Genomic DNA, 23,878 nt, shown 5'->3' on the forward strand with positions numbered 1-23,878 from the left:
TTCGTTCAATCAAATCATTGTCCTCCTAGTATCATACAATCCACATATCATTAGTCTTTGGTAAAAGCTAAAAGCCCAATACGAAAATTGGGCAGTTAAACGTTCATTCTCAGATCTAATTTTACCCATATACAAGGTTATAAAGATGCTCCCATAATTCTACACTAAAAACTTCTCTCCACTCGCCGGTTTCATAGAAATAGCCACTGGCCAGACCAAACGCTAGAGCGAACACCAGCAAGAGCGGAACCCATACTATTTTTAGAACAATGATCGCTGTTTTTTGTGCGATGCGAACCCCTTTATTGTCCGTTGAATTATCCTGCGCTTCTTCTTCTCGTAGCAGGGAATCCTCTTCCTTACTTTCATCTGTTTCGCTCCACTTAAGCACACCCGCCGGTTGAATTCCCTCTTCTCCATCCTCTTCATTCACCACAGGCTCTGGTTGTTCTCCTTCTGAGCTTGTCTCTGCTTCCTCTTTCTTTTCTTCGTCTACTGGCGATTCAGTCGCCTTACTTTCAGATTCCTTCTCTTCCCCTCCCTCTTCTATGTTTTCCTTTTTTTCAGAGCGAGAGAGCTCTTCCTCTGACAAAGAGTCTTCCGTCCAAGTAAGTTGACCCAACGTTTCCGGAAGAGATTCGGATGCCTCATCCTCTTGACTATTTGCCTTTTCTTCTCCGGCATGCTCCTCGCCTTCTTGTCCGCTACCAGCCACTTTTTGTTCCTCTTTCGTACTCATCTCTTCTGTGGGCTGGTCTTGCAACTCCCCACCTGTTTCTGTTGGAGCCTCGTCTGATTCGTTCGATTGCGCTCGTTCTGATTCATGCCGCGATTCTTTATGCTCTGCTTTCTCAGATTGCTCTATCTTCTTCGTCTGAGCTTGATCTGCTTGTTTTTCTTGCGACGCTTCTCCCTGTGTTACTGGCTTGTTTTTCTCTTTATCAGACATAGTCCAAACCCCTTCTATACACCTCTTATTGTAGACTTCTTACATTTATTCTATATGACAACCGGTTGTCATGCCACCCGATCGATCCGCACGATTACTTGATAAATTCCCCTTTACTATACCATAAATGACCTGATGAAACCATCCGGTAATATTTAATTAATAGAATATATAGAAAATATTTCATACAAAAAAGAACACCGGAGCAATCCATTGATATCAGATAAAAAAGATAAATAATAGCAAATCCTATGTAAGCTTCGGCGCTCTTTCCTATTTAGATATTTAATGTGGCTTCTGTTTCCTGTCGTTCACTACTCATCTCTGTTTGATCTTTTCGGTTCTTATATTTCACTTTGGTCGCTTCTCCTCCACGGAGATGACGAATCGATTTATGATACTCCAATATCTCCTTCACTTCTTGTGCCAATTCGGGGTTGATCTCAGGTAGTCGTTCGGTCAAATCCTTATGGACTGTGCTTTTGGAAACGCCAAACTCCTTCGCAATATGTCGTACGGTGTTGCGTGTTTCTACGAAATATCTTCCGATCTTAATCGTCCGCTCTTTTATATAATCGTGCACTCCCTTCACCCCTCTTACGTTTGTCTGATACATTATATGAAGGGTTTTGGGGGTTATTCTCTTTGGACCAAGCGCTGACAAGCCATTTACGCCAATTTATTTCATTTTTTATTCTCTATTTGTAAAATTTTTTAATTAAATATAGAAAAAGGGTGTGTTGCTTGTCCAATGAACTAGCAACACACCCCTCTGGATCTATTATTCAGACAAGCTTAAGAATTGATCAGGATTGATTGGCTTATCATCTTGGCGAACTTCAAAGTGCAAGTGATTGCCAGCTTCTTTTTCAAATTTGTTGCTTCCTGACATCGCGATCTTCTCTCCGATCGCCACTTCATCGCCTACTTTTACCTTCGCATCTTCCAAACTTTGATAGATAGTGACTAATCCGCCCTCATGCTCCATCTCAACAACTGTGCCCAAAATGGGATTCTCTTCAACCCGCGTTACTTTTCCAGTGAGCGCGGCAACGACATCAAATGCTTCCCCATCTTCTCGTGCATAGTCATGTCCGGAATGTGGCCAAAAGGTGTTGGCATAGCGAACAAGAGAGGCTTCCTTGTCTTCATCTGAGCTCGCTTCTTCATAGTAACCCATCTTCAACGTTTCCTGAGATTCATCTGCTACAGGAAGACGCATGCTCTCTTCCTCGTTTGCTTCTTTTTCATCCTCTTTCTCATCCATTTGGATGGTCTCCAATCCCAAATTGGAAACATCATATTCCTGACCTTTTTGGGTCCACCAAACCATGGCGAGGATGAGTGCAGCAGCGGCTAGATAAATCGCAGGGAAAACCCATTTCTTACCTAATAGTTTCTTCCATTTTGCACGTGTCGGCAATTTTTTGACACGGTTATCTGGATCTTGTGGTTTCATTTAGTGATCACCTCAAAATCCATTCTGGACAGCGTTTTTCGTTTCTATACCTATTGCCTTCACGTTTTTTGTATATTCTCAACCATTTTGGATAAATTAAGGGGTTGGCTCAGAGTCTCTCAAGGAAAAACCGCTCGCCCATCTTCCAAAAATTCTTAAGGTGAGCTTTCACCCTTATCTTCAACGACAGTTTCACCACGCGGAAACTTTCATAGAAAGGATCATGAATCGGAATGGGTGGAAAAGTGGCGGGGAAGGTTAAACGTGAGGTGATAACATGAAACCCTTTCAACCTGATCTTGTTTTCTTCGAGCCCGAATCATTAAATTACCCTCTAGGAAAAGAATTGCACGAACGTTTTCAGCGCGAGAACGTAGAGGTAAGAATGACCACTTCACATAACCGGGTTACTGGCATTCCGGGGGAAAATGATCTTGAGAAGTACCGCGTTGCGAAACGAACGTTAGTAGTAGGTATCCGAAAGACATTAAAATTTGATACATCCAAGCCATCAGCCGAGTATGCCATCCCACTGGCAACCGGATGTATGGGGCATTGTCATTATTGCTACTTACAGACCACCATGGGCAATCGCCCTTATATTCGTGTCTATGTCAACCTTGAGGAGATCTTTGCATCCGCCAAACACTATATGGAGGAGCGTGCTCCGCAACTGACTCATTTTGAAGCTGCCTGTACCTCCGATCCCGTTGGATTGGAACATATAACAGGCTCGTTAAAGAAGACGATTGAATTCTTCGGACAAGAAAAGCTTGGTCGCCTACGATTCGTCACCAAGTTTGACACAGTGGACGGCCTTTTAGATGTGGAGCATAATGGGCATACCCGTATTCGTTTCAGTATTAATGCAGATACGGTCATCCGCCGCTTCGAACCTGCAACGGCCCGATTACCCGAACGTATCGCTGCGGCGACAAAAGTAGCCAACAGTCATTATCCTATCGGCTTTATCGTCGCTCCACTCATGATTTTTGATGGATGGAAGGAAGAATATGATCAGTTGTTTGCCGACCTTCGATCTTCCTTACCTGCAAGTATGCCGCCCCTTCATTTTGAACTGATTAGTCATCGCTACACGAAGGCAGCAAAACGAGTCATTGAAGAACGTTATCCCAAAACCAAGTTAGAGATGGATGAAGAAAAACGTAAGAAAAAATGGGGGAAGTACGGACGAGTCAAATATATGTACCCCAATGAGGAGCTCGCGGAGTTAAAGGAGCATACCGAAGAGAGGATTTATCATCATTTCCCAAACGCTGTCATCGACTATTTTACTTAAACCTATCTTGCATCCGTAATCTGAGACGGTAGGCTGGGGAGAAGAGCAAAAACCCTTTCTCTTATCCTCTCCCCAATCCCCCTTCTCTAGTGGTCCAAATGAGGTCTTAATTCCACCATTATTCTTTGGACGCCAGGACTTGATTCACTTGTCCGATATCGATTCCACTGTAATAATGTTGTACGATCTCCTCAGCTTCTTTCCCTGACTGGGCCATAAGGTTCGCTCCCCACTGACTCATACCAACACCATGACCATAACCCTCCGTCCGGATGGTGACTTGGTCCTGCTTTAACTCCCAAGTAAAATCAGAGGAAGAGAGGCCGAGTGCTTCTCTCACTTCGCGACCGGTAAATTTCATTCCGCCAATCGTTACTTCCTCCACTCGCTCCCCTTCAGTCCACCCCAGTACATGAATCCAATCTTGCGCGGGTGATGAAGGGGTACTTACTTTTTTCCCCGTTACACCCGCTAATTTTTTTGTTAGTTCCGTTAGTGAGAGGGTGACCTCGTCTCTAAACTTAGGAGATCGTTCATCCCATGTCGAGTCTACACTTCGTAAATATGGATAAGGAGCAGTAAAATAATCCTCCGAGTTTTCCGTTTTGCCATTACTCGTAGAGAAGAAGGCGGCATATATCGGCTGTTGCTCATAAAGCAAAATACGCTGGTTGGTTTCACGAACCGCTTCATTCACTTTACTGGAATAAGCATGGTATTCTTTTCCCCATTTCTTCTTGAGTTGTTCATCCGTCGTATAGACTTGATGGCGCACTGTATCCGATACGTGAGCCCCTGTAGCCGCCTCACCAAATGATTGCATATCGTCAAAGCTTTTTTTGCTCATACGATCAATAATATAGGTTCGTGCGGCCAACGCCTGTGCTTTGAGTGCTTCCACATGAAAGTCTGCTGGCATCTCTGCCGCGACGACTCCTCGAACATAAGACTCTAGAGGCACTTCGACGACCCTCTTCTCTTCACTTAAGTAAACATGAATGAGTGGGCCATCATCCTGGGGCAACGAGACAACAGGCTCTTCTTCAGTAACAATGGCTCGTTTATCAGCAAAGCCCGTCATAAAAGCTGGGATACTAACCATCACGAGCACCATGACACACAAAAAAAGCATGACGGATAATCCCTTTTTCCAATTCAACCCCAATCTTATACCCCCTTGTTATCACCTTACGGACAACCTTTCTTCTCTACTATATGACAGGGGGAAAAGAGATAGAACTGAATCTAACTGGATCCACCATCGGGTTAAAACCCCATTTACAAAGTAATTTTCTCAACAAAAAAACTGCGGCGATCCGCAGTTTTTTTTGTTGAGTATGATAAAGCCCTTTAAGCATACGAGGACTGAACAGAAACATCTTCCTTATCTTCTACTTTAATTCGCTCTACATCTGCCCCCAAGGACTGCAGTTCTTCTACCAAACGGATATAACCACGATCAATATGGTGAAGATTGGTCACTGTTGTGGTACCTTCTGCGATCAATCCGGCTAAAACCATGGCTGCTCCTGCACGAAGATCAGTCGCTCTTACTTCTGCACCTGACAAAGAGGACTTCTCAATCAGAGCACTTCGGCCACCATCTACCTTAATGTTGGCTCCCATACGCTTTAGTTCTTCTACATGCATAAAGCGATTTTCGTAGACACTTTCCACCATCATACTGCTTCCCTCAGCAGTCAATTGCAACGCCATGATCTGCGACTGCATATCTGTCGGGAAACCTGGGTGTGGAAGTGTTTTTACGTCCACTGCCTTTAAAGCTCCTGTCGCACGTACATGCACACCATTTTCTCCTTCTAAAACCTCGACGCCCATCTCCCGCATCTTTGCAATAACGGGCTTGAGATGATCGGTGATGGCACCTTCCACAAAAACTTCTCCGCGCGTAATTGCAGCAGCAACCATATAGGTACCGGCAACGATTCGGTCCGGAATGGGGCAGTATTCTGTGCCATGTAAAAAGTCAACGCCTTCGATGCGGATCGTATCGGTCCCGGCCCCACGAACGTTGGCACCCATCGCGTTCAAGAAGTTAGCGAGATCCACGATTTCTGGTTCGCGCGCCGCATTTTCAATGGTTGTACGTCCCTTAGCCAATGTCGCCGCCATCATAATATTTTCGGTCGCTCCTACACTAACCACATCCAAGTAGATGCGAGCGCCTTTCAAACGTCCTGGGACAAAGCCTTCAATATAACCCTGCCCAATCTCAAATTCTGCTCCCATCGCTTCCAAGCCTTTTAGATGTTGATCAATGGGGCGACTACCAATGGCACACCCTCCGGGTAGGGGAATGCGCGCATGTTTTTTCCGTGCTAATAAAGGTCCCATAACCGTGATCGAAGCACGCATTTTTCTAACGAGATCGTATGGCGCTTCCGTATTCGTAATATTTTCTGCCTCGATATAGAGACGCTGGTCTTCCATTTTCGTTCCTACCCCTAGCCGGGAAATCAGTTCTGTAATGGTCTTCACATCTTCCAACATAGGAACTTCTTCGATGACGACTTCCCCACGACTCGATAGGATCGAAGCAGCAATAATTTTTAGCACTGAGTTTTTGGCACTATGAACTTTTACTCGACCCTTTAGCGCTCTGCCACCTCGGACAATGATTTTTTCCACAAGTCTTCCCTCCACGTTAAGCTAATATTCGATCGTAATGATTGGAGTACCGATCGTATAGATCATCTCTTGATGTTTAGAATCGATTCGAGCCGCCACCTGCACATTCATTTCTCCGCCTTTTGTCATTAAGGAGTCCTGAAAATAAGGTGAATAAGCCGATATACTCGTCGTTTGCATCGTGCGCATCGCTTCCACTTCTTTCGCATCCAGCTCTTCTAACATCTGATTAACTGCGAGATCGGTTCGCTCAGGCGCATCCGAGCTACTACCTTGAATCGAGATATGAATGGCAGGTTCCATCTCCAGCTGGGAAAGTAACTCCTCCAATTCGTCACATACGGAGAGAATCGTCGACTCTGAATTTACCGACCCCTGATACTGAATGGACAAGTAGGGCGTTACCCACTCTTCATCTGCTTCTAACAAAAACAATTGGAACTTTAACTCCCCCTCATCCGCTCGCTTACCCACAGATGACCATTTGATTCCATGTTCATTTGCGTAACGAATGGGGTCCGGTAAATGAAGCGATTGACTAATTTGTTCTGCAAGCGCTCCTGCATCTTGAGTCCTTATGGAAGAAGATGCGCGATTCCCATGGTGAACAACCACCTGTTCAGGAGTAATGTTTAGTCGATGAAAGACATTCATAAGTGCTACGACTTCCGTTGGTGCTGATGATGGACCAAGTAAAAATAGGATTGCTACAAATGAAATTATTGTACCCCATAATCCATTCCGCATCCAGACCCTCTCCTCTCCTATTCGCCTCCATTCTCGACAGAAGCGGAAGAGGTTATACGGGAACGAAAGAGGAGTTTGCCACTTTTCCCTCTACGTTCGTATCGCTTTGCGTGAGGGAGAATGCTTGTATTCTTAGAAAAGGTACTGAATCATTCGTGACCAGCCGAGATAATCAATAAAAAATGTAGCTAATCCGTGTCCCAATACAATCGCTAGGATAATCATGAGCGCTCTTGCTTGTGGACTGCTGCTATCACGTACTATGCGTTCAAACCGTATGCTGGATAAAGCCCACCAGCTTAAAGCAATGAAAATAATGGATAAACTAATATTGATGAGTGCGCTTAACCCTAAGCCAAATTCCCCACCCACTATGGTATGCACTCCTTATCATCATGGTTAAAAGCTACTTTACGATACTACCTATCGTAACGCAAAACAGCCCATGAAGCAAAGGGTTTTTCGCAAACTTGTTTGACAACTTATTCATATGGGGACGAGGAGGAAAGCAGGGTGATCCACTGCTCCCTCTCACTTCTTCGCCCTTTGCTTGTTTCCTTCCCTAATGAGGACATTTTAACACTTTCATATTAAATTATTATTATTGCCCACTCGATCCTCCTAATATGGCGCTTTGCCAGTCCATTTGTAACCAGACATCTAGCGCAAGGTTTGGAAAGAGGCCCAGTCCGACAGTGCCGGCGACACAGAGAACAATCAGCAAGAAGGAGATCCACGATCCCTTTACCCGTTCCTGATGAAGGGAAGGGCGAAAGTACATCTGACGAATGATTTCAAAGTAATACATATAGGAAATCACCGTGACAACAACGAGTAAGATCGCCAGCCAAAATACGCCCATCTTCAAGACACTGAGTAGAATGTACAATTTAGCAAAAAAACCTGCAGTTATCGGTATTCCTGCAAGAGAGAGGAGAAAGATTGTTGTGGAAAAAGCCAATAAAGGTGATCGTTCTTTCAACCCTGCAAATGCACTCAACTCTTCTTCCCCTTCGCTCGCTCGCTCCACCAAAGAAACGATTGTCAAAAAGCCCGTAATGGACACCATATAAGCGAGAAGATAGAAGAGAGTGTTGGAAAACGCGAGGGACCCCAATAGAGGCAACAGAAGAAAGCCTCCATGCCCGATACTGGAATAAGCGACGAGCCGCTTCGTATTTGTTTGCCGCAAGGCAACCAAATTCCCAATGAAGAGTGAGGAGATGGCCAATAAGAGAATGAGCGGTTTTAACACACTAAATCCCTCCTCACCGAACAGGAAGAGGTAGCCACCCAATACAATTCGGAGAAGAAAGGCAAAAGCCGCGATCTTAGAAACCCCTGTTAACCATGCCGTAATCGGTGTACTCGCCCCTCGATACACATCCGGTACCCAAAAGTGGAACGGACTACTTGCCACTTTAAAACCTAAGCCAAGCAACAATAGAAACAAAGAGAGGAAAACATAAAGTGACAACCCTAGAGAATATGCTTCTGCCAGTCGTTCTTGAATGATATAAAGATTGGTGCTTCCCGTGATCCCATAAACAAAGGAAAGGCCATACAGGATAAAAGCGGAAGAGACCCCTCCATACACGATATACTTCCACGCTGCTTCATTCGCCTCTCGTCTTTTTTTCCGTATGCCGACCAAGATATAAGAGGAGATGCTGAGCAGTTCCAATCCAATGTATAGCGTGATCAAGTCGGCAGAAGACACCATGAGCATAGCCCCGATCAACGCGGTGATCAACAGTGTATAATACTCGCCTTCGTAGTGGACCTCTTCTGAGCGAACATCTATCAAGGAGAGAAGGAGAACAGCCATCGCTCCAAGCAAAAGGAGCACTTTAAAAGAAAGACTGATCGCATCTACCCGATACGTATCTGCCAAGATCTCATACGGAATCTCATCCCATTGCGTAATCGTAAGGAACATAGCCCCGATCACAAAGGTCAGACTAATCCATCCAATCGCTTGCCTTTTTTGTCCATCCTTCATCAATAAATCGAGGAGGGACAAAAAGGCCACAGCACAGAGCAGAATGATTTCCGGCGCCATCAGAATCCAGTTGTAATCTAAAAGGTATCTCTCACCCATACTCTACCCTCCTGTCTGTATGATGATTAGTTGTATGGCTGTCTTCATCGGTTCAGTCAAGCACTGTGGGTACAGACCAATAACCAAGATTGCTGTACTCAGAAGAAAAAGCGGTACCTTCTCCCTGATGGACAAATCAACTGGTTTCTCTTCTCTTTCCCATTTACCATAAGTTGTTTCTAACACCATTCTGAGCGAGTAAGCAGCAGCGAGGACCAATCCCAGTAGGCCTATGCTGGCTAGTAGTGGATAAGCTTCAAAAAAACCGAGAAAGAGGAAAAACTCACTGATAAATCCTGCTGTTCCAGGCAGACTGAGAAGGGTTAATCCTCCGAAGAGAAAGAAACCAGACCACACGGGCAAGGGATTTGCTAAGCCACCAAGCCGGTTGAGGGAAGTGGAGCCAAGCCGTTCACTAACCGCTCCAATCAAGAAGAAGAGAAGCGCGGAAATAAAGCCGTGCGAAACGGATTGCAAGATCGCACCGCTGATACCTGCTTCATTACCTGCCGCCATTCCCAGTAAAATGACGCCCATATGACTTAAGCTCGCATAAGCCATGATCCTTCTTAGTTCGATTTGCACCAATGCCATCAAAGCGCCTACCAGTAAGCTGATTAATCCCATCATCCCAATCACAGAGCTGGCTTCTCTCATCAACTCTGGAAAAAAGCCAACACCAAAGCGAAGAAGTCCGTATGTCCCCACTTTTAAGAGCACGCCTGCATGTAACATCACCACAGGAACAGCCGCTTCACTATGTACCCGCACCATCCAGGAATGAAGAGGATAAACCGGAAGCTTAATCGCAAATGCCAGCCACACAGCGATAAATAGTCCCCAGATGGTTTTTTGCAGACCCTCGTTTCCAGTGAACATTCCCGATTGCAGTTGAATCATCCGCTCCTGAACCCCAGTGTAATCCATTGTCCCACTGACGAGCATGAAGACGAGAAAAGCAAGGAGTAAAATAGCCGAGCCCAATCCATTGTAGATTAAAAAGTGATTGGCGGCCCTTTCTTTCCAGCCCCCACCCCAGTAGCCGATGAGCACATAAGTCGTCACCAGGGTTACCTCGAAGAAAAGAAAGAAGAGAAACAAATTTTGTGATAAGAACACCCCCAACATGCCCACTTCCAATAGAAGAAGGAGGAGAAAAAACATCTTCATTCGTTGACGGATATACAAACAAGCGGCCATTGCCACAATCCAGCTAATGATCACGGTTAATGCGACTAGCGGTAACGAAAGACCATCGATTCCTACAGAATAGTTAAAAGGAATGGTATCCTCTACTGTCAACCACAACGTAAACCACTCTACTTCATGCAGGAACTGTACAGATCCTATCGACGGTTCAAAGAGGAAAGCAACCCATCCTGTTAGTAGCAGAGGGAGAGACGTTGCCAGCAAGGCAATTATCTTCGTCACCCGCTCATGTTGCCAGGGCAAAGCAAGAACAGCTACCCCCACCAAAGGAGAGAAAAGGAGGAGGGTTATGATCATCTCCATTCGCCGGTCCACCCCCCTACAAGTAGGATAAGGAACAAGATAATTAAAGCTAAGAGACTAAATAAGAGATAATCCTGCACCTTTCCGGTCTGCCACCTTTGTCCCCAACGCGCACATGCTTCAACAGTACCCACACAGAAGTGAATCACCCCATCAATGAGGTAGCGATCCACCTGTACCAAAACCCATCCTAACCGTTTCACCAAGTGAGTGACTCCTTTATCTAACAAAGCATCGATATAAAACTGATGGTGTAGCCACTCTCTTGCTTTGAAGGTCTGCTTGGAAAAGTGGGCGTTTGCTGAAGAGGTGCGATAATAAAAACGACAAGCACCATAAATGACCCCCGTTAAAAGGAGGACCCAGATGAGAAAAAACCACTTTGGCATGGTTCCATGAATGGTTACGAGCCCGGGTTGCGAGAGCCACTTCCCCAATAAAGGGTTGGGGGCATTGATCAGCCCGAGGAAAAGCGAAAAGAACAAGAGAACCTGCACCGGCCACTGGATATACCGGTTGATTTTTTTCCGCTCATTCGCTTCCATATTGCTCTCTTTTCCTGTGGTTATGTGCAAAAAGAGGCGAGACATATAGAGAATCGTTAAGATCGAAGCCACTAAGGTGAGGCAGAACATCCCCAACCCTCTACTGGTATACACAGCATATAATATTTCTTCTTTAGAAAAATAAGCCGCGGTATATGGTATACCGATGATCACAATGGTCCCTATCAGTAGCCACCCACCAACCTGTCTATCCCCTCTCCAGAGGGCATCGATCTTTCGTATGTCTTGTTGGTTATACAAAAGAATGATCGCACCGACAGTAAGGAAAAGCGCTGCTTTAAACGCAGCATGAGTAATCAGGTGAAACACACCTGCAACATAACCGAGGGATCCCAAAGCCAACATCATAAACCCGAGTTGGCTTACCGTAGAAAAAGCAAGAATGCGCTTCATATCGTTTTGAGCCAGCGCCACCAACGCCGCAAAAATGGCCGTAAACACTCCCACATACGCCATCACATCCAGTACCAACGGCGATTCAAGAAAGAGTGGATATAACCTGGCCACGAGGTATACCCCTGCCGCTACCATCGTCGCCGCATGAATCAATGCACTTACCGGAGTAGGACCTTCCATCGCATCCGGCAACCAAATATGTAGAGGAAATTGCCCTGACTTTCCGGCAGCCCCTAAGAAAAGAAACAGCCCAATAGCTGTGAGGGAAAAAGAATCAACCTGCCCGCTTTCTACCTCGCTCAAGATTGTGACAATGTCCAGACTCCCAACGTGCCAAAAAAGCAAGAGAAGTGCGAGGAAGAAGCCAACATCGCCGATCCGCGTCACGAGAAAGGCTTTTTGTGCTGCCCGCTTCGCTTTTGGCTTTTGAAACCAGTATCCGATGAGCAAAAAGGAACCCAAACCGACAAGCTCCCAAAAGAGATACATTTGTAAGAGATTAGGCGAGAGGACAAGAGCCAGCATACTACCAGAAAACAGTCCTAAGTAAGCGTAAAATACAGCAAACCGGCTATCTCCCGCCATATAGGACCTTGAATAAACTTGCACCACCAAGCTTACCAGGCTAATCAGAAGAAGCATGATCACATTCAATTGATCTACGTATACTCCCATTGAGATTACCCGATCCTCTAGCTGAAGCCATGGCCACAACTGAATCCACGCTTCTCCTACACGACTTAAATCCCAAAAAACATAGAGGGAAAGAAGAAAAGAAAGACCAACTGCCCCGATCCCTATAATACTGGTACCCATTTCATTCACTTTGTTCCGCCATCCTAGCAATAAGAGAAAAGCCAGAAATGGAAGAAGAGGAATTATCCAAGCCCACTGCATGATCAGTCACCTCCTCGTCAACTCTATCCCTTTAGATCATCGATTTGGTCCACATTCTGTATGCCTCGATTACGAAAGAGGGCAATCACAATGGCCAGTCCGACTGCTACTTCTGCTGCTGCCACCGTAATAGAAAAGAGCGAAAATATTTGCCCCGTCTCATTGGCAAACATTCCCCACCTCGAGAAGGCAACGAAGTTCAAGTTGGCCGCATTCAGCATGAGCTCAATCGAAATTAATACAATGACTGCGTTTCGCTTGGTCAACACGCCATAAAGTCCGATACAAAATAAGATCGCAGCCAAGGAAAGGTAGGAAGTTAACACCACGTTACGAGGACCCCCTTTCTTTTTTCGCCAGTAAGATCGCCCCCACTAAGGCGACCAAAAGCAACAGCGAAACGGCCTCAAAAGCAATAACATAATGTTTGAGTACCATTTCCCCAATTCGAGCAGTCGTGACGGGCTCTATTTGAGCTCTGTCGGTAACAGGTGTCTGGTAGATGACTCCCAACAGAATGAGAAGAAAAGTTGCCGTGCCGATGAAAGAAAAAAAGTGATGGAGGGAACGTCCTTTGGAGTCTGTCTTCTCTGTGCGAGTCAGCATAATTCCAAACAGCAGAAGAATGGGAATGGCTCCTGCATAGATTAAAACCTGTATGACTGCCAAGAAGGAGGCCTGCATCAATCCATACAAGCCCGCAATCCCCAGAAAAGTAAGCGCAAGTGACAAGACCATGTGGATCACTTTCGTAAAATGGATCATAAAAACCGCTCCCCCAATCACCAGTACCGACAGAGCGAAAAAAGCGACTCCTTCTATATCAATCAGGTTCATCCTCCCCACCTCCCCCACGAATATTGGTATCATTTTCGTGCAACCATTTCATATCTTTAAACAATTCATCTCGGCTATAGGCTGCAAGCTCATAATTGGTCGTCATCACAATGGCTTCAGTGGGACAAACTTCTGTACACAAGTCACATAAGATGCAAATTTCAAAATTAATATCATAAGTCTCGATGATTTTCCCTTTTTTACTCGGGTCTGGATGACTACGCCCAGTCAGCGTAATACAATCGGTGGGGCAAACACGAACGCATTGATTGCAGACAATGCACTTTTCCGGATCAAAGTGTTGAATACCACGAAAGCGATCCGGCATCTTTAGAGGCTTTTCCGGGTAGGAATAGGTGACTTTGGATTTCGTCATGTTTTTGAGTGTAATCCCCATTCCTTTTAATAGACCAAACATCTTCCTCCCACCTCCTTCCTAGAAATAGGCTCCTATAACCGGAATCTCTTTTAAGAGAGCGGAAGCCAATATATTAAATAGCGCAAGAGGAAGCAGCAATTGCCAACCTAATTTCATCAATTGATCGATTCGGAGACGGGGAAGCGTTGCACGTATCCAGAAAAGACTAAAAACCACCAGGAGAAATTTGAGCATAAACCAAACGAGTGGTGGTAAAAAATCACCTCCAAATAGCGGTAGCCACCCTCCTAAGAAAAGCAACGTGGTCAGAGAGGCCATCACAAACACATAAACGTACTCAGTCAGCATAAAGAAGGCGAAACGAAACCCAGTATATTCTACATGGTAGCCACCTACCAGTTCCGACTCCGCTTCCGGTAGGTCAAAGGGCGTACGATTTAGTTCTGCCAGGGAGGCAATATAAAAGACAGCAAACGCCAAGAATTGCGGGATAATAAACCACACGTTGGCTTGCGCCTCCACAATGTCCGTCAGGTTTAAGCTCCCCACCGTAAGAACAATTCCCACCAAGGCCATCACCAAAGGCACTTCATAACTAATCATTTGCGCAGCGGTTCTCATTGACCCCAGTAAGGCAAATTTATTATTGGAGGCATAACCACCAACGAGGATCCCCATGGTCGTCAGACTGGAGATCGCCACGTAAAAGAGGATGCCAACCCCCACATCCGCAAATAGAAGCGTATCTGAGAAAGGGATCGTGACGGTCACGATGAAAGCTGGGATAAAAGCGAGAGCAGGTGCCCACTTAAATAGAAAGATGTCTGCTTTTTGCGGGATAATATCTTCTTTGATTAACAGCTTGAAGACATCCGCCACTGTCTGCAATAAACCCCAAGGACCAACTTGGTTGGGACCGATGCGGCTTTGCATCCACCCAATCACTTTCCGCTCAAAGAGAATGGCCATTGTCACAAAGCCGAGCAAAAGAAAGAGGTATAGTACGGGACCTAGCCAAAACATTAACCATCCACCTCCCCGAGGACAATATCGATCCCACCCAAGATAGCGACTAGATTGGAGACGTTCTCTCCTTTCAAGAGCATCGGTAAAATTTGCAGATTATTAAAAGAAGGGCGACGAAATTTGCACCGCCACGGCTTATCTCCTTTTCCTTTTGTCACGAGGTAACAGCCCAATTCTCCTCGGGGGGACTCTAATCGGGTGTATACTTCCCCTTCGGGTAAGCGGATGAGACGCGGTACCTTGGCCATGATCGGTCCTTCTGGAATCTGTTCCAACGCCTGCTCCACAATACGAAGTGACTCGCGAACTTCCTGCATCCGGCACCGATATTTATCAAAGAGATCTCCTGTTTCCCCCGTAGGCACATCAAATTGAAAGCGATCATAGACAGAATAGGGCTCTTGCTTGCGCAAATCCCACTTTACACCTGTCACCCGCAAGTTGCTTCCAGTCAAGCCATATTGTATAGCCGCATCAGCATGATAAGTACCTATCCCCTTTGTTCGTTCTTGAAAGATTTCATTTCCTGTTACCAATCCCTCATACTCGTCCACTTGTTCCTTCATCTCATGAACAAACTGACCGACTTTCTTCAACCACCCATCGGGTGCATCCCATTTCACTCCCCCGACACGCATGTAATTAAATGTCATACGGGCGCCACACAGCTCATTGAGGAGTGAGAGAATGCTTTCTCGCTCACGGAAGGCAAAGAGGAACGGACTTAATGCACCGATATCCAACAAATAAGTGCCAAACCATACGAGATGACTCGCGATGCGGTTTAATTCCATTGCAAGCACACGCAAATACTCTGCCCGCTCTGGAATTTCCTTCTCCATCATCGCCTCAACCGCCTGTACCAGAGCATAATTATTGGTCATTGCACAGATATAATCCATACGGTCGGTGTAGGGAATGATCTGCGTATAGTTAAGATCTTCTGCTAGCTTCTCGGTTCCACGATGCAGGTAACCAATTACTGGGGTGGCCTCTTGAATGATTTCACCATCAATTTTAATGATGAGTCGGAATACGCCATGGGTACTGGGATGTTGTGGACCGATATTTAAGAGCATCTCTTCTGTGCGTAGCATAATGGGGTTCTCCTTCCTGTTGGAAGAGGTGATACTTCGTTAGAGTGAACTCATGTTATCCGATCAAGATCCTGGTTGGAGCCCTATATTCCTTCATCGTAGGGAACGTAATCTTTGCGTAAGGGGTGACCCACCCAATCGTCGGGCAATAAGATGCGACGTAAATTTGGATGTCCGGGAAATTGGATTCCTAAGAGATCGTACACTTCCCGTTCGTTCCAGTTCGCACCCGTCCATAATTCAACCACGGAGGGGATGGTAGGATGCTCACGAGTGGTCGGTATATGGACACAGATCTCATGATGATGCAAAAAGGAGAAGAGATGAACAACGACTTCTAACCGATCCTGTTGATCCACACCAGCAAATTGGCGAAGATAGTCGAAGGCAAACTCCTCATCGTAACGCAAACAAGAAGCCACTTTCGCCCAAAAAGCTGAAGGTACAACAAGGGTCGGTAAATGACCATTTGGTTGATTGATGTAAGAGGATTCGATTGCTTCCGCTCCCACATGCTCCTGCAACCTTTGTACCCATTTCTCTAACAGTGGTTGCTTAGGAGAAGGGGAACGTTCTTTTTCAGTGGCAGTAGGTGTGCTTGATTTGGCCGAAAGCTTGCGAACGGCCCCCTCCTTCTGGTCAGTCACCACCTTCTTTTGCTCTTTGGCTAAGGCTTTTACTTTGGCTTCTATCTGCTGTGCTTGCCGGTCGCTCTTCTTTTCCTGATTAGGGCCTGGCTCCTTTCCTTGGGTCATATCCCGCTGTCACCTTCTTCCCGGTCTTTGCTTCATATTGGATTTTTTCTTTTAGCTTATGAATACCGTAGATCAAGGCGGCAGGGTTGGGAGGACAACCTGGGATATACACATCCACTGGGACGATTTGATCTACTCCTTTAACAACCGCATACGACTTGACATAGGGACCGCCTGCCGTTGCACACGAGCCCATTGCGATCACCCACTTGGGTTCGGGCATTTGATCATATAATCTCCGCAGAATGGGAGCCATCTTCTTGGTAACCGTGCCGGATACGATCATCACATCTGATTGCCGTGGAGAAGCACGAAAAATCACGCCAAAACGGTCCAAATCATAATGCGCTCCACCTGTCCCCATCATTTCAATGGCACAACAAGCCAGTCCAAAAGTGAGTGGCCACATGGATGAACTGCGCGCCCATGCCTTCACTCGATCCAAGGTCGTGGTTAGGACATTTCGTTCCAACTCTTGCTCTTCGTATAAATTCAACCCTTCATCCTTTACTCCCATTCAAACACCTTCTTTTTCCATGCATATAGTAGTCCGATGATTAACATGAACACAAAAAGGGTCATCTCGAACAAGACAAATAAACCGATCTCCTCTCGCAGTCGATCATATGCTGCTGCCCAGGGATAAAGAAAAGCCGCTTCTACCTCAAAAACGACAAACAGAAGCGCATATAAATAATAGCGAACATGAAATTGTACCCAACTATCTCCAATCGGTTTGGCACCACTTTCATAGGAAAGCTGCTTTTCTACAGAAGGCCGATGAGGCCTTAACCATTTTGATAAAGTAAAAGCAACAATCGGCAATGCTACCCCGAGGAGAACAAAATAGGCAATCATCAGAAAGTCTGAATCAATGTTCACCTTTGTACTCGCCTCCTACATCTCAGCGTACGCAACTGGTTCTTTATTATGATTCTTATCTGTAAATTGTTCTGCTTCAAATGTGACAAAAAAACGTCTCTATCATAAATATTTCGGGATCATGGTCGTTTTTTCCTCCACCCTTTTCAGAAGAATGTAAGCGCTATCATTTTGGGAGTAACGAAAAAGAGGGCACCGATGGATGCCCTCTTCTCTTTTAAGAATGAATCTCCACATCTTGCTCTTCTATTTCCAAGCGAAATTGTTGCTGGACCATGCGCTTATAGTAAGCATGGCTTTGCATGAGCTTCTGATGATCTCCAATACCTGTAATTTCTCCACCCTCAATGACAACAATTTGATCGGCATCGACGATTGTGGCTAAACGATGTGCCACAACCAAAGTGGTCCTTCCTAACATAAGGTAATGCAGCGCTCGTTGAATTTCCCGTTCAGAATCCGAATCAAGCGCAGAAGTTGCTTCATCCAGTAAGAGGATTTGCGGATCATGAAGAATCGCACGAGCAATTGCGATGCGTTGCCTTTGACCACCAGATAATTTGATCCCTCTTTCTCCAATCTCAGTCTCGTAACCTTGGGGAAATTGTTGAATAAACTCATCTGCATAAGCCAGTTTGGCGGCATGCCGAATCTTCTCTTCCGGTTGTTCTTCCTTCATGGCATAAGCAATGTTCTCACGAATGGTACCGGCAAAAAGAGGCGACTCTTGTGATACATAAGTTAATCCCATCCGCCAAGCAGATAGGTCAAACGACTGAATAGGAACCTCGCCTAATCGAATCTCTCCTGCACTGGGTTCATAGAAACGCTCTAACAAATTGAGAATACTGGTCTTCCCACTTCCACTGGGGCCCACGAAAGCCGTCACTTTTCCCGGGGGAATCGTCAATCTCAATTGCTTTAGCACCGCTTCCTTTCCATCATAAGAAAAATCCACTTGGCGAAAATGAATCTCTTGTGATAAATCAATCGTATCGGTGCTTGCCTCTACCTTCTCACTGTCTAACTCCATAATTTCCTGAATCCGTTCCGTTGCCCCCATCGCCTTTTGAATGCTGGTAAAAAACTGCGACATGGTGGTTATCGGAATAATGATTTGGAAAATGTAGAGGATAAACGCTACCAACTCGCCTGAGGTTAGCATGCCCGTGGATACGCGATACCCTCCGTATCCGATAATCACCACCATGGTGAACATGATAACAAACGACATGATTGGCTCTAAGATGGAAAGGAGACGCGCTTCTTTCAAACTACGCTCAAAAACATGCCGAATACCCACTGCTCCTTTTTCTTGTTCTACCTTCTCTCCCCCATACGCTTTCACCAATCGAATCTCTGAGATCGCTTGTGTAATGAGGTTTGTAAAATGAGCCAATTCCAATTGAATCTGTTTCGAGATATCAAACATTTTCCGCATGATCGGACGTAAGGTTAAAAAAATAATGGGAACGGAAATAAGCATAACCAGTGTCATCGACCAATCCAGATAGAAGAGAATAGCCAATGCACCCACGAGCGATAATATCCCGCTAAAGAACGAAACCACTTGTTTCACTATAAGCTCTTTTAATACAGCTGTATCATTGTTGATGCGACTCACGATCTCTCCTGAACGGGTTCGATCAAAAAACGAAACGGGCAAATATAATAATTTACTCCATAGTCGATTACGCAAATTGGCAACCACACTCTCCCCCAAAAAAGAAAGCAGGTAGGTAGAAAATGCTCCAGTCACGGTCTGTACGATAAACGCACCCATGATTAAGAGAATGGGACCCAGGGAAAGGGTTTGATTTGCTAACAAATCGACAATATTTTTGGTGAACCATGGCACAATCAAGCCCGCTACCGACGAAAGTAGACTAAGGAAAATAGCCAAAATAACGAGCAATTTAGGAAGAGAACGAAGATCAACCAGCGCGATCAGTTGTTTCAAATCCATTTTTTTCTCTTTAGTTCGTGTGTTCATCGCTTGCTAGTTCCTCCTTTCCTTCATACACATAGAAAACCCGCATGGTTGCACGCAGGGATGATGCCACTCACTCTGGATGAAAGCAGTTAACATGGGAGTATCATGTTCTCGCTCGCCCAACTTCCAATCACTTTTCGGTTGAGCTTTCACCTTCTTTTCACCACGTGGAGACTTTCTAGGGCAGGTGCCACACGCCCGCATAAACAGACTGCGTCATGGGAGAATCGGATTCTCTCTCATCGTGGTTGGTGGACAGTGGCATCTCCCTTCGCTACCTGATCCACGGCTCAGAGTCTCTCAGAGAGAAACCGCTCGCCCATCTTCCAATCATCATTAGGGTGAGTTTTTACCCTTATTTTCATAGGTCGTTTTTCATCTAATTAGATTGAGTTTTACCTCTTATGCTTCTATTATCTGTAATTCTCTACTTCTCATATGTCTCAACGCTTTTTTCTATACGGAAGTTCTGTCATTATGCTCTTCCATTATTCTTCACAGCAAGAGCCAGATAGAGCAGAACCACAGGGAACAGGAACAGACTACTAGCTAAGATCCCTATGGAAACGGATACCTTAACAGCAATCCAACCAAGTAAGGGGCCTCCACCGATTTGTCCAAAAGCGTCCACTTGGCCCACGGTAGACAGGACGGTTGCGCGAACCTGCGATTCTTTGATTTGCTTATTCACCCATGCCCGAAATAACGGACCATTCGTCCCTCTTAAAATGAAGATCGTCCAATAAGTCATAAGTGCAAGTACAAAGTGACCTACCAAAGCAAAAATGGCGATAAAGCCGACCAATAAAAAGTTGATCATCGCTAGTATCCACACAGAATCCAGCGTTCCTCGTTTGTCAAACTCTCTTCTAATCCATTCCACCACCACAATATTAAGCAACATGGCAATACCATTAAGAATACCAAACCAAACCACAAGGTCGAGTGATCCTAACTCTGGGAAGGTGAGATCCTTAAGAAAATGAAGGGTCCACAGTCGATCAAACCCTTCTGAATACATACCTTGAAAAACAGCAATCGCCACTACAAACCAGAGAACCTTCCTCTGCTTGATAAAGGCAAATCCCTGCAAGAAACTTCCCCATAGTGCTCTCCATTTTCCCTCTGTTACTTTCGGTCCTGGAGTAAAATGTTTTTCTGGCATATAACAAGAAATGAACACCGCTAAAAATAGGAAGCCAAAGCCCCCCAGGATAATTGGGAGGGAATAGCCCCACTGTGCCATCAACACACCACTCCCAATACCGATAAGAGACCCGATTTGACCTGTTTGCGCCCCGCGAAGATAGACGGCTTCTAATCCTCCTTCTCCCCACTCATCTGCTAACCACGCATCATCCGCTCCACTAATAAACGTAATCCCTAATCCCCAGATAACTTGTGCTACTAGTACGGCCGCAAATACTGGGACAAACCCTTCCAAGAGAAATCCCATCCCCATCAGACTTAATCCTATGATGATGGAGAGCTTGCGGCTCTTGCGATCAGCCACTACTCCCGTCGGGATTTCGCAAATGAAGCAAGTTACTTCTAAGAAAACCCCAACCATAGCCAGTTGAAAGGCATTCAACTGAATCGTTTCAATAAAATATACTTGACTCATGGTTGTGATAAAAGCGAAAAAGAGGGCTGTCAAGCCCGTATACAATAGATAGGTACGATAAACAGATAGATGGTTGTTCATTCATTTTCTCCTTTGTGTTTTTCTTCCATAAACTAGAGAAATGAACACATCCCATCCGTAGCTTGTAAAAGTTGTCCACAATCCTTCTACTATTTAGACAGAACCGATCATCATCCTTGATAACAATCAGAAGCCTCCGATAACCAGTGCATAGCAGGATCGATTCATCTTTTGTAGAGTGGCCCCATCGATCCAATCCCACAGGAGGTAAAAAACGAAAACAGCATGGATGAATGGTTCATCCATGCTGATCTATCCAGACAGACTGTGCACTAGAGAACACAGTCTGTCCTTATATAGAAAAGTTGCCTTAGCCAACGGATGCATCCAGTGTTTCGGCAAGCAAGTTGTGCTTCTCTTTGCCCCTGCTTACAAAACCGGATGAGGTGTTCATTCATTTCAAAGTGCCTCCATAGCCAACACAAATAAGCCCTTAGGGCATTATTTTTTGTTCGCTATTGATTACACCCTGTCTTTTCATTTGATTAAGAATGAAACACCTTGGTTAGCACAACGCATCACGCTTTCTGATAAGAATACTCCCATTATAATGGAAATTAAATAAGTGAACAAGCTCCATCTCAATTTCCATCTGTAAAAGATAATCAACTTTTGAAAAAACCCTTCCGTTCTTCTTCCACCTGCGTTAGGACCGACCCCAGACGTTGTAAACCACTTAAGAGCAATATCCCATATGAAAAGGAAAATCATATTAAAAAAGCAGTACCCCATCAGGAGTACTGCTTTTTCTTAGTGAAACGGTTACCGACCAGTGATGTTCAAACGATTCATGGCACGTTGCATCGCCATTTCCGCACGGCGGAAATCGATATCGTCTTGCTTATCGGACATGCGTTTTTCTGCACGCTCTTTTGCGCGCTCGGCACGGTCCACATCAATATCACTCGGTAGTTCAGCCGTTTCGGCTAAAATGGTTACCTTATCCGGACGAACTTCAAGAAATCCACCACTAATGGCAACTTGTTGCTCTTCGCCCTCTTTCTTAATGCGAACAACAGTAATATCCAACGGGCTGACGAGGGGGATGTGATTCGGCAGAATCCCTATATCCCCTTCGGCCGCACGCGTAGATACCATCTCTACTTGTTCCGAATAAACTTTCCGTTCCGGTGTAACAATATCCAGCTGCATGGTACTCACGGGCATTCGCTCCTTTTACGCAGCCTTAAGCCAGCTGTTTCGCTTTCTCGATTGCTTCGTCAATACCGCCCACCATGTAGAACGCTTCTTCAGGTAGGTTGTCATGCTTACCTTCGAGAATCTCTTTAAAGCCACGTACCGTTTCTTTAATCGATACGAACTTCCCGGGCATGTTGGTAAACTGCTCCGCAACGTGCATCGGCTGTGAAAGGAATTTCTCAATCCGACGGGCACGAGCAACGATTTGTTTATCTTCATCGGAGAGCTCATCCATACCCAAGATGGCGATAATGTCTTGTAGCTCTTTATAGCGCTGCAAGACTTCTTGCACACCACGGGCCACATCATAGTGCTCTTGTCCCACGACAGCTGGGCTAAGAATACGCGATGTGGAATCCAATGGATCCACCGCAGGGAAAATTCCTTTCTGTGTCAAGGCACGGTTCAAGTTGGTGGTTGCATCCAAGTGAGCAAAGGTTGTTGCTGGAGCTGGATCGGTGTAGTCATCCGCAGGCACGTAGATCGCCTGAATCGAGGTAACCGAACCTTTTTTCGTCGAGGTAATTCGCTCCTGGAGCTGACCCATTTCCGTTGCCAAGGTTGGCTGGTAACCCACCGCAGAAGGCATCCGACCCAAGAGTGCCGATACTTCGGAACCGGCTTGGGTGAAGCGGAAGATGTTGTCGACAAACAAGAGTACGTCCTGTCCTTCTTCGTCACGGAAGTGCTCCGCCATCGTAAGTCCCGTCAAAGCCACACGCATACGTGCACCTGGGGGTTCGTTCATCTGACCGAAGACCATGGTCGTTTTATCAATAACGCCAGCATCTTTCATCTCAAAATAGATGTCGTTCCCTTCACGTGTCCGCTCACCTACACCAGCAAAGACGGATAAACCACCATGTCCTTGCGCGATGTTGTTGATCAATTCCTGAATCAATACGGTTTTCCCTACACCCGCACCACCGAAGAGTCCGATCTTACCACCCTTCGCATACGGTGCCAATAGGTCAACGACCTTAATCCCGGTCTCCAGCATTTCTTCTGCTGTGGATAACTCATCGTAGCTAGGTGCTGGACGATGAATCGGGTCCAACTTATCTGTTTTAATGGGTCCTTGTTCATCGATCGTTTCACCCAATACGTTGAAAACACGTCCAAGGGTTTCTCGACCAGTCGGGACGGAAATCGGACGTCCCAAGTCTGTCGCTTCCGATCCACGAACAAGTCCGTCCGTGGAGGACATTGCAACAGTTCGAACTGTACTGTCTCCCAAGTGGAGCGCAGTCTCAACCGTTAGGTTCATTTCTTTTCCGCCATTAGCGGATGCTGGTTGATGAATGGTAATCGCATTATTAATTTCAGGAAGATGCCCGTTTTCAAATTCAATATCGACAACGGGACCCATCACCTGAATGACGCGTCCTTTGCTCATCATTTTCCCTCCTTAAGGCACATCTTGTTCAC

23 protein-coding genes are annotated in these 23,878 nt (G+C 45.6%); 1 reads left to right on the top strand and 22 read right to left on the bottom strand.

Annotated elements, in window-relative coordinates:
- Nucleotides 1-121 precede the first annotated feature (121 nt).
- From AC6RGY_RS08685 to AC6RGY_RS08695, 3 genes are all read right to left on the bottom strand, one after another.
- Nucleotides 122-949: a hypothetical protein gene (locus tag AC6RGY_RS08685; RefSeq protein WP_499861872.1), complete on the bottom strand. Its 828-nt coding sequence runs from the start codon at nt 947-949 to the stop codon at nt 122-124.
- 277 nt (nt 950-1,226) lie between these two features.
- Nucleotides 1,227-1,532 carry a sporulation transcriptional regulator SpoIIID gene (spoIIID, locus tag AC6RGY_RS08690; RefSeq protein WP_499861877.1) on the bottom strand — a complete coding sequence of 102 codons (306 nt, stop codon included), beginning with the start codon at nt 1,530-1,532 and terminating at the stop codon, nt 1,227-1,229.
- Between the two features lie 198 nt (nt 1,533-1,730).
- Entirely contained in the window at nt 1,731-2,408 is a 678-nt protein-coding gene (locus AC6RGY_RS08695) for a peptidoglycan DD-metalloendopeptidase family protein (protein ID WP_499861879.1), read from the bottom strand.
- 277 nt (nt 2,409-2,685) lie between these two features.
- Here AC6RGY_RS08695 and splB point away from each other — a divergent pair, with 277 nt between their 5' ends.
- On the top strand, nt 2,686-3,708 hold the full coding sequence (splB, locus tag AC6RGY_RS08700; protein WP_499861882.1) for a spore photoproduct lyase: 1,023 nt from the start codon (nt 2,686-2,688) through the stop codon (nt 3,706-3,708).
- A gap of 118 nt (nt 3,709-3,826) precedes the next feature.
- Here splB and spoIID read toward each other — a convergent pair whose 3' ends face one another.
- The 19 genes from spoIID to atpD all read right to left on the bottom strand — a co-directional run bounded on the left by spoIID (nt 3,827) and on the right by atpD (nt 23,846).
- Nucleotides 3,827-4,873 (bottom strand): stage II sporulation protein D, encoded by a 1,047-nt coding sequence (spoIID, locus tag AC6RGY_RS08705; protein WP_499861884.1) that lies wholly within the window; start codon nt 4,871-4,873, stop codon nt 3,827-3,829.
- Between the two features lie 185 nt (nt 4,874-5,058).
- The gene (gene murA, locus AC6RGY_RS08710; RefSeq protein ID WP_499861887.1) at nt 5,059-6,357 is read right to left on the bottom strand and encodes a UDP-N-acetylglucosamine 1-carboxyvinyltransferase; all 1,299 of its coding nucleotides are present in this window, start codon (nt 6,355-6,357) and stop codon (nt 5,059-5,061) included.
- Nucleotides 6,358-6,378: 21 nt separating this feature from the next.
- The gene (locus AC6RGY_RS08715) at nt 6,379-7,104 is read right to left on the bottom strand and encodes a YwmB family TATA-box binding protein (protein WP_499861891.1); all 726 of its coding nucleotides are present in this window, start codon (nt 7,102-7,104) and stop codon (nt 6,379-6,381) included.
- Nucleotides 7,105-7,236: 132 nt separating this feature from the next.
- The gene (locus tag AC6RGY_RS08720) at nt 7,237-7,488 is read right to left on the bottom strand and encodes a DUF1146 family protein (protein ID WP_499861896.1); all 252 of its coding nucleotides are present in this window, start codon (nt 7,486-7,488) and stop codon (nt 7,237-7,239) included.
- A gap of 217 nt (nt 7,489-7,705) precedes the next feature.
- Nucleotides 7,706-9,205 carry an NADH-quinone oxidoreductase subunit N gene (locus tag AC6RGY_RS08725; RefSeq protein ID WP_499861900.1) on the bottom strand — a complete coding sequence of 500 codons (1,500 nt, stop codon included), beginning with the start codon at nt 9,203-9,205 and terminating at the stop codon, nt 7,706-7,708.
- Between the two features lie 3 nt (nt 9,206-9,208).
- A complete protein-coding gene (locus tag AC6RGY_RS08730; protein ID WP_499861904.1) occupies nt 9,209-10,717 on the bottom strand; it encodes a complex I subunit 4 family protein in 1,509 nt (502 codons plus the stop codon).
- The gene (nuoL, locus tag AC6RGY_RS08735; RefSeq protein WP_499861906.1) at nt 10,708-12,576 is read right to left on the bottom strand and encodes an NADH-quinone oxidoreductase subunit L; all 1,869 of its coding nucleotides are present in this window, start codon (nt 12,574-12,576) and stop codon (nt 10,708-10,710) included. The genes AC6RGY_RS08730 and nuoL overlap by 10 nt, the downstream gene beginning before the upstream one ends.
- 23 nt (nt 12,577-12,599) lie before the next feature.
- On the bottom strand, nt 12,600-12,905 hold the full coding sequence (gene nuoK, locus AC6RGY_RS08740; protein ID WP_499861910.1) for an NADH-quinone oxidoreductase subunit NuoK: 306 nt from the start codon (nt 12,903-12,905) through the stop codon (nt 12,600-12,602).
- A 1-nt stretch (nt 12,906) separates the two neighbouring features.
- Entirely contained in the window at nt 12,907-13,413 is a 507-nt protein-coding gene (locus tag AC6RGY_RS08745; protein ID WP_499861914.1) for an NADH-quinone oxidoreductase subunit J, read from the bottom strand.
- Nucleotides 13,400-13,831: an NADH-quinone oxidoreductase subunit NuoI gene (gene nuoI / locus AC6RGY_RS08750; RefSeq protein WP_499861916.1), complete on the bottom strand. Its 432-nt coding sequence runs from the start codon at nt 13,829-13,831 to the stop codon at nt 13,400-13,402. Before nuoI ends, AC6RGY_RS08745 begins: the two co-directional genes overlap by 14 nt.
- A gap of 18 nt (nt 13,832-13,849) precedes the next feature.
- Nucleotides 13,850-14,815: an NADH-quinone oxidoreductase subunit NuoH gene (nuoH, locus tag AC6RGY_RS08755; protein WP_499861918.1), complete on the bottom strand. Its 966-nt coding sequence runs from the start codon at nt 14,813-14,815 to the stop codon at nt 13,850-13,852.
- Nucleotides 14,815-15,915, bottom strand: a complete 1,101-nt coding sequence (locus tag AC6RGY_RS08760; RefSeq protein WP_499861920.1) for an NADH-quinone oxidoreductase subunit D — start codon at nt 15,913-15,915, stop codon at nt 14,815-14,817. The genes nuoH and AC6RGY_RS08760 overlap by 1 nt, the downstream gene beginning before the upstream one ends.
- An 83-nt stretch (nt 15,916-15,998) precedes the next feature.
- Nucleotides 15,999-16,670, bottom strand: coding sequence for an NADH-quinone oxidoreductase subunit C (locus tag AC6RGY_RS08765; RefSeq protein WP_499861923.1), 672 nt, complete (start codon nt 16,668-16,670; stop codon nt 15,999-16,001).
- On the bottom strand, nt 16,642-17,187 hold the full coding sequence (locus tag AC6RGY_RS08770) for a NuoB/complex I 20 kDa subunit family protein (protein WP_499861925.1): 546 nt from the start codon (nt 17,185-17,187) through the stop codon (nt 16,642-16,644). Before AC6RGY_RS08770 ends, AC6RGY_RS08765 begins: the two co-directional genes overlap by 29 nt.
- Entirely contained in the window at nt 17,178-17,528 is a 351-nt protein-coding gene (ndhC, locus tag AC6RGY_RS08775) for an NADH-quinone oxidoreductase subunit A (RefSeq protein WP_499862457.1), read from the bottom strand. Before ndhC ends, AC6RGY_RS08770 begins: the two co-directional genes overlap by 10 nt.
- Before the next feature lie 241 nt (nt 17,529-17,769).
- A complete protein-coding gene (locus tag AC6RGY_RS08780) occupies nt 17,770-19,545 on the bottom strand; it encodes an ABC transporter ATP-binding protein (protein WP_499861929.1) in 1,776 nt (591 codons plus the stop codon).
- Nucleotides 19,546-20,020: 475 nt separating this feature from the next.
- Nucleotides 20,021-21,250 (bottom strand): MFS transporter, encoded by a 1,230-nt coding sequence (locus AC6RGY_RS08785; RefSeq protein ID WP_499861933.1) that lies wholly within the window; start codon nt 21,248-21,250, stop codon nt 20,021-20,023.
- Nucleotides 21,251-22,012: 762 nt separating this feature from the next.
- Nucleotides 22,013-22,411: a F0F1 ATP synthase subunit epsilon gene (locus AC6RGY_RS08790; RefSeq protein ID WP_499861937.1), complete on the bottom strand. Its 399-nt coding sequence runs from the start codon at nt 22,409-22,411 to the stop codon at nt 22,013-22,015.
- 25 nt (nt 22,412-22,436) lie between these two features.
- Complete coding sequence (atpD, locus tag AC6RGY_RS08795) at nt 22,437-23,846, bottom strand: F0F1 ATP synthase subunit beta (protein WP_499861939.1); 1,410 nt, start codon at nt 23,844-23,846, stop codon at nt 22,437-22,439.
- Between the last annotated feature and the right edge of the window lie 32 nt (nt 23,847-23,878).

The organism is Mechercharimyces mesophilus (assembly GCF_059818345.1).

What these genes read in the sequence shown, in the direction of transcription:
- AC6RGY_RS08685 (WP_499861872.1), bottom strand. Translation starts at nt 949, where the DNA reads ATGTCTGATAAAGAGAAAAACAAGCCAGTAACACAGGGAGAAGCGTCG.
- AC6RGY_RS08695 (WP_499861879.1), bottom strand. Translation starts at nt 2,408, where the DNA reads ATGAAACCACAAGATCCAGATAACCGTGTCAAAAAATTGCCGACACGT.
- splB (WP_499861882.1), top strand. Translation starts at nt 2,686, where the DNA reads ATGAAACCCTTTCAACCTGATCTTGTTTTCTTCGAGCCCGAATCATTA.
- AC6RGY_RS08715 (WP_499861891.1), bottom strand. Translation starts at nt 7,104, where the DNA reads ATGCGGAATGGATTATGGGGTACAATAATTTCATTTGTAGCAATCCTA.
- AC6RGY_RS08725 (WP_499861900.1), bottom strand. Translation starts at nt 9,205, where the DNA reads ATGGGTGAGAGATACCTTTTAGATTACAACTGGATTCTGATGGCGCCG.
- AC6RGY_RS08730 (WP_499861904.1), bottom strand. Translation starts at nt 10,717, where the DNA reads ATGGAGATGATCATAACCCTCCTCCTTTTCTCTCCTTTGGTGGGGGTA.
- nuoL (WP_499861906.1), bottom strand. Translation starts at nt 12,576, where the DNA reads ATGCAGTGGGCTTGGATAATTCCTCTTCTTCCATTTCTGGCTTTTCTC.
- AC6RGY_RS08745 (WP_499861914.1), bottom strand. Translation starts at nt 13,413, where the DNA reads ATGAACCTGATTGATATAGAAGGAGTCGCTTTTTTCGCTCTGTCGGTA.
- nuoI (WP_499861916.1), bottom strand. Translation starts at nt 13,831, where the DNA reads ATGTTTGGTCTATTAAAAGGAATGGGGATTACACTCAAAAACATGACG.
- nuoH (WP_499861918.1), bottom strand. Translation starts at nt 14,815, where the DNA reads ATGTTTTGGCTAGGTCCCGTACTATACCTCTTTCTTTTGCTCGGCTTT.
- AC6RGY_RS08760 (WP_499861920.1), bottom strand. Translation starts at nt 15,915, where the DNA reads ATGCTACGCACAGAAGAGATGCTCTTAAATATCGGTCCACAACATCCC.
- AC6RGY_RS08765 (WP_499861923.1), bottom strand. Translation starts at nt 16,670, where the DNA reads ATGACCCAAGGAAAGGAGCCAGGCCCTAATCAGGAAAAGAAGAGCGAC.
- AC6RGY_RS08770 (WP_499861925.1), bottom strand. Translation starts at nt 17,187, where the DNA reads ATGGGAGTAAAGGATGAAGGGTTGAATTTATACGAAGAGCAAGAGTTG.
- ndhC (WP_499862457.1), bottom strand. Translation starts at nt 17,528, where the DNA reads ATGATTGCCTATTTTGTTCTCCTCGGGGTAGCATTGCCGATTGTTGCT.
- AC6RGY_RS08780 (WP_499861929.1), bottom strand. Translation starts at nt 19,545, where the DNA reads ATGAACACACGAACTAAAGAGAAAAAAATGGATTTGAAACAACTGATC.
- AC6RGY_RS08785 (WP_499861933.1), bottom strand. Translation starts at nt 21,250, where the DNA reads ATGAACAACCATCTATCTGTTTATCGTACCTATCTATTGTATACGGGC.
- atpD (WP_499861939.1), bottom strand. Translation starts at nt 23,846, where the DNA reads ATGAGCAAAGGACGCGTCATTCAGGTGATGGGTCCCGTTGTCGATATT.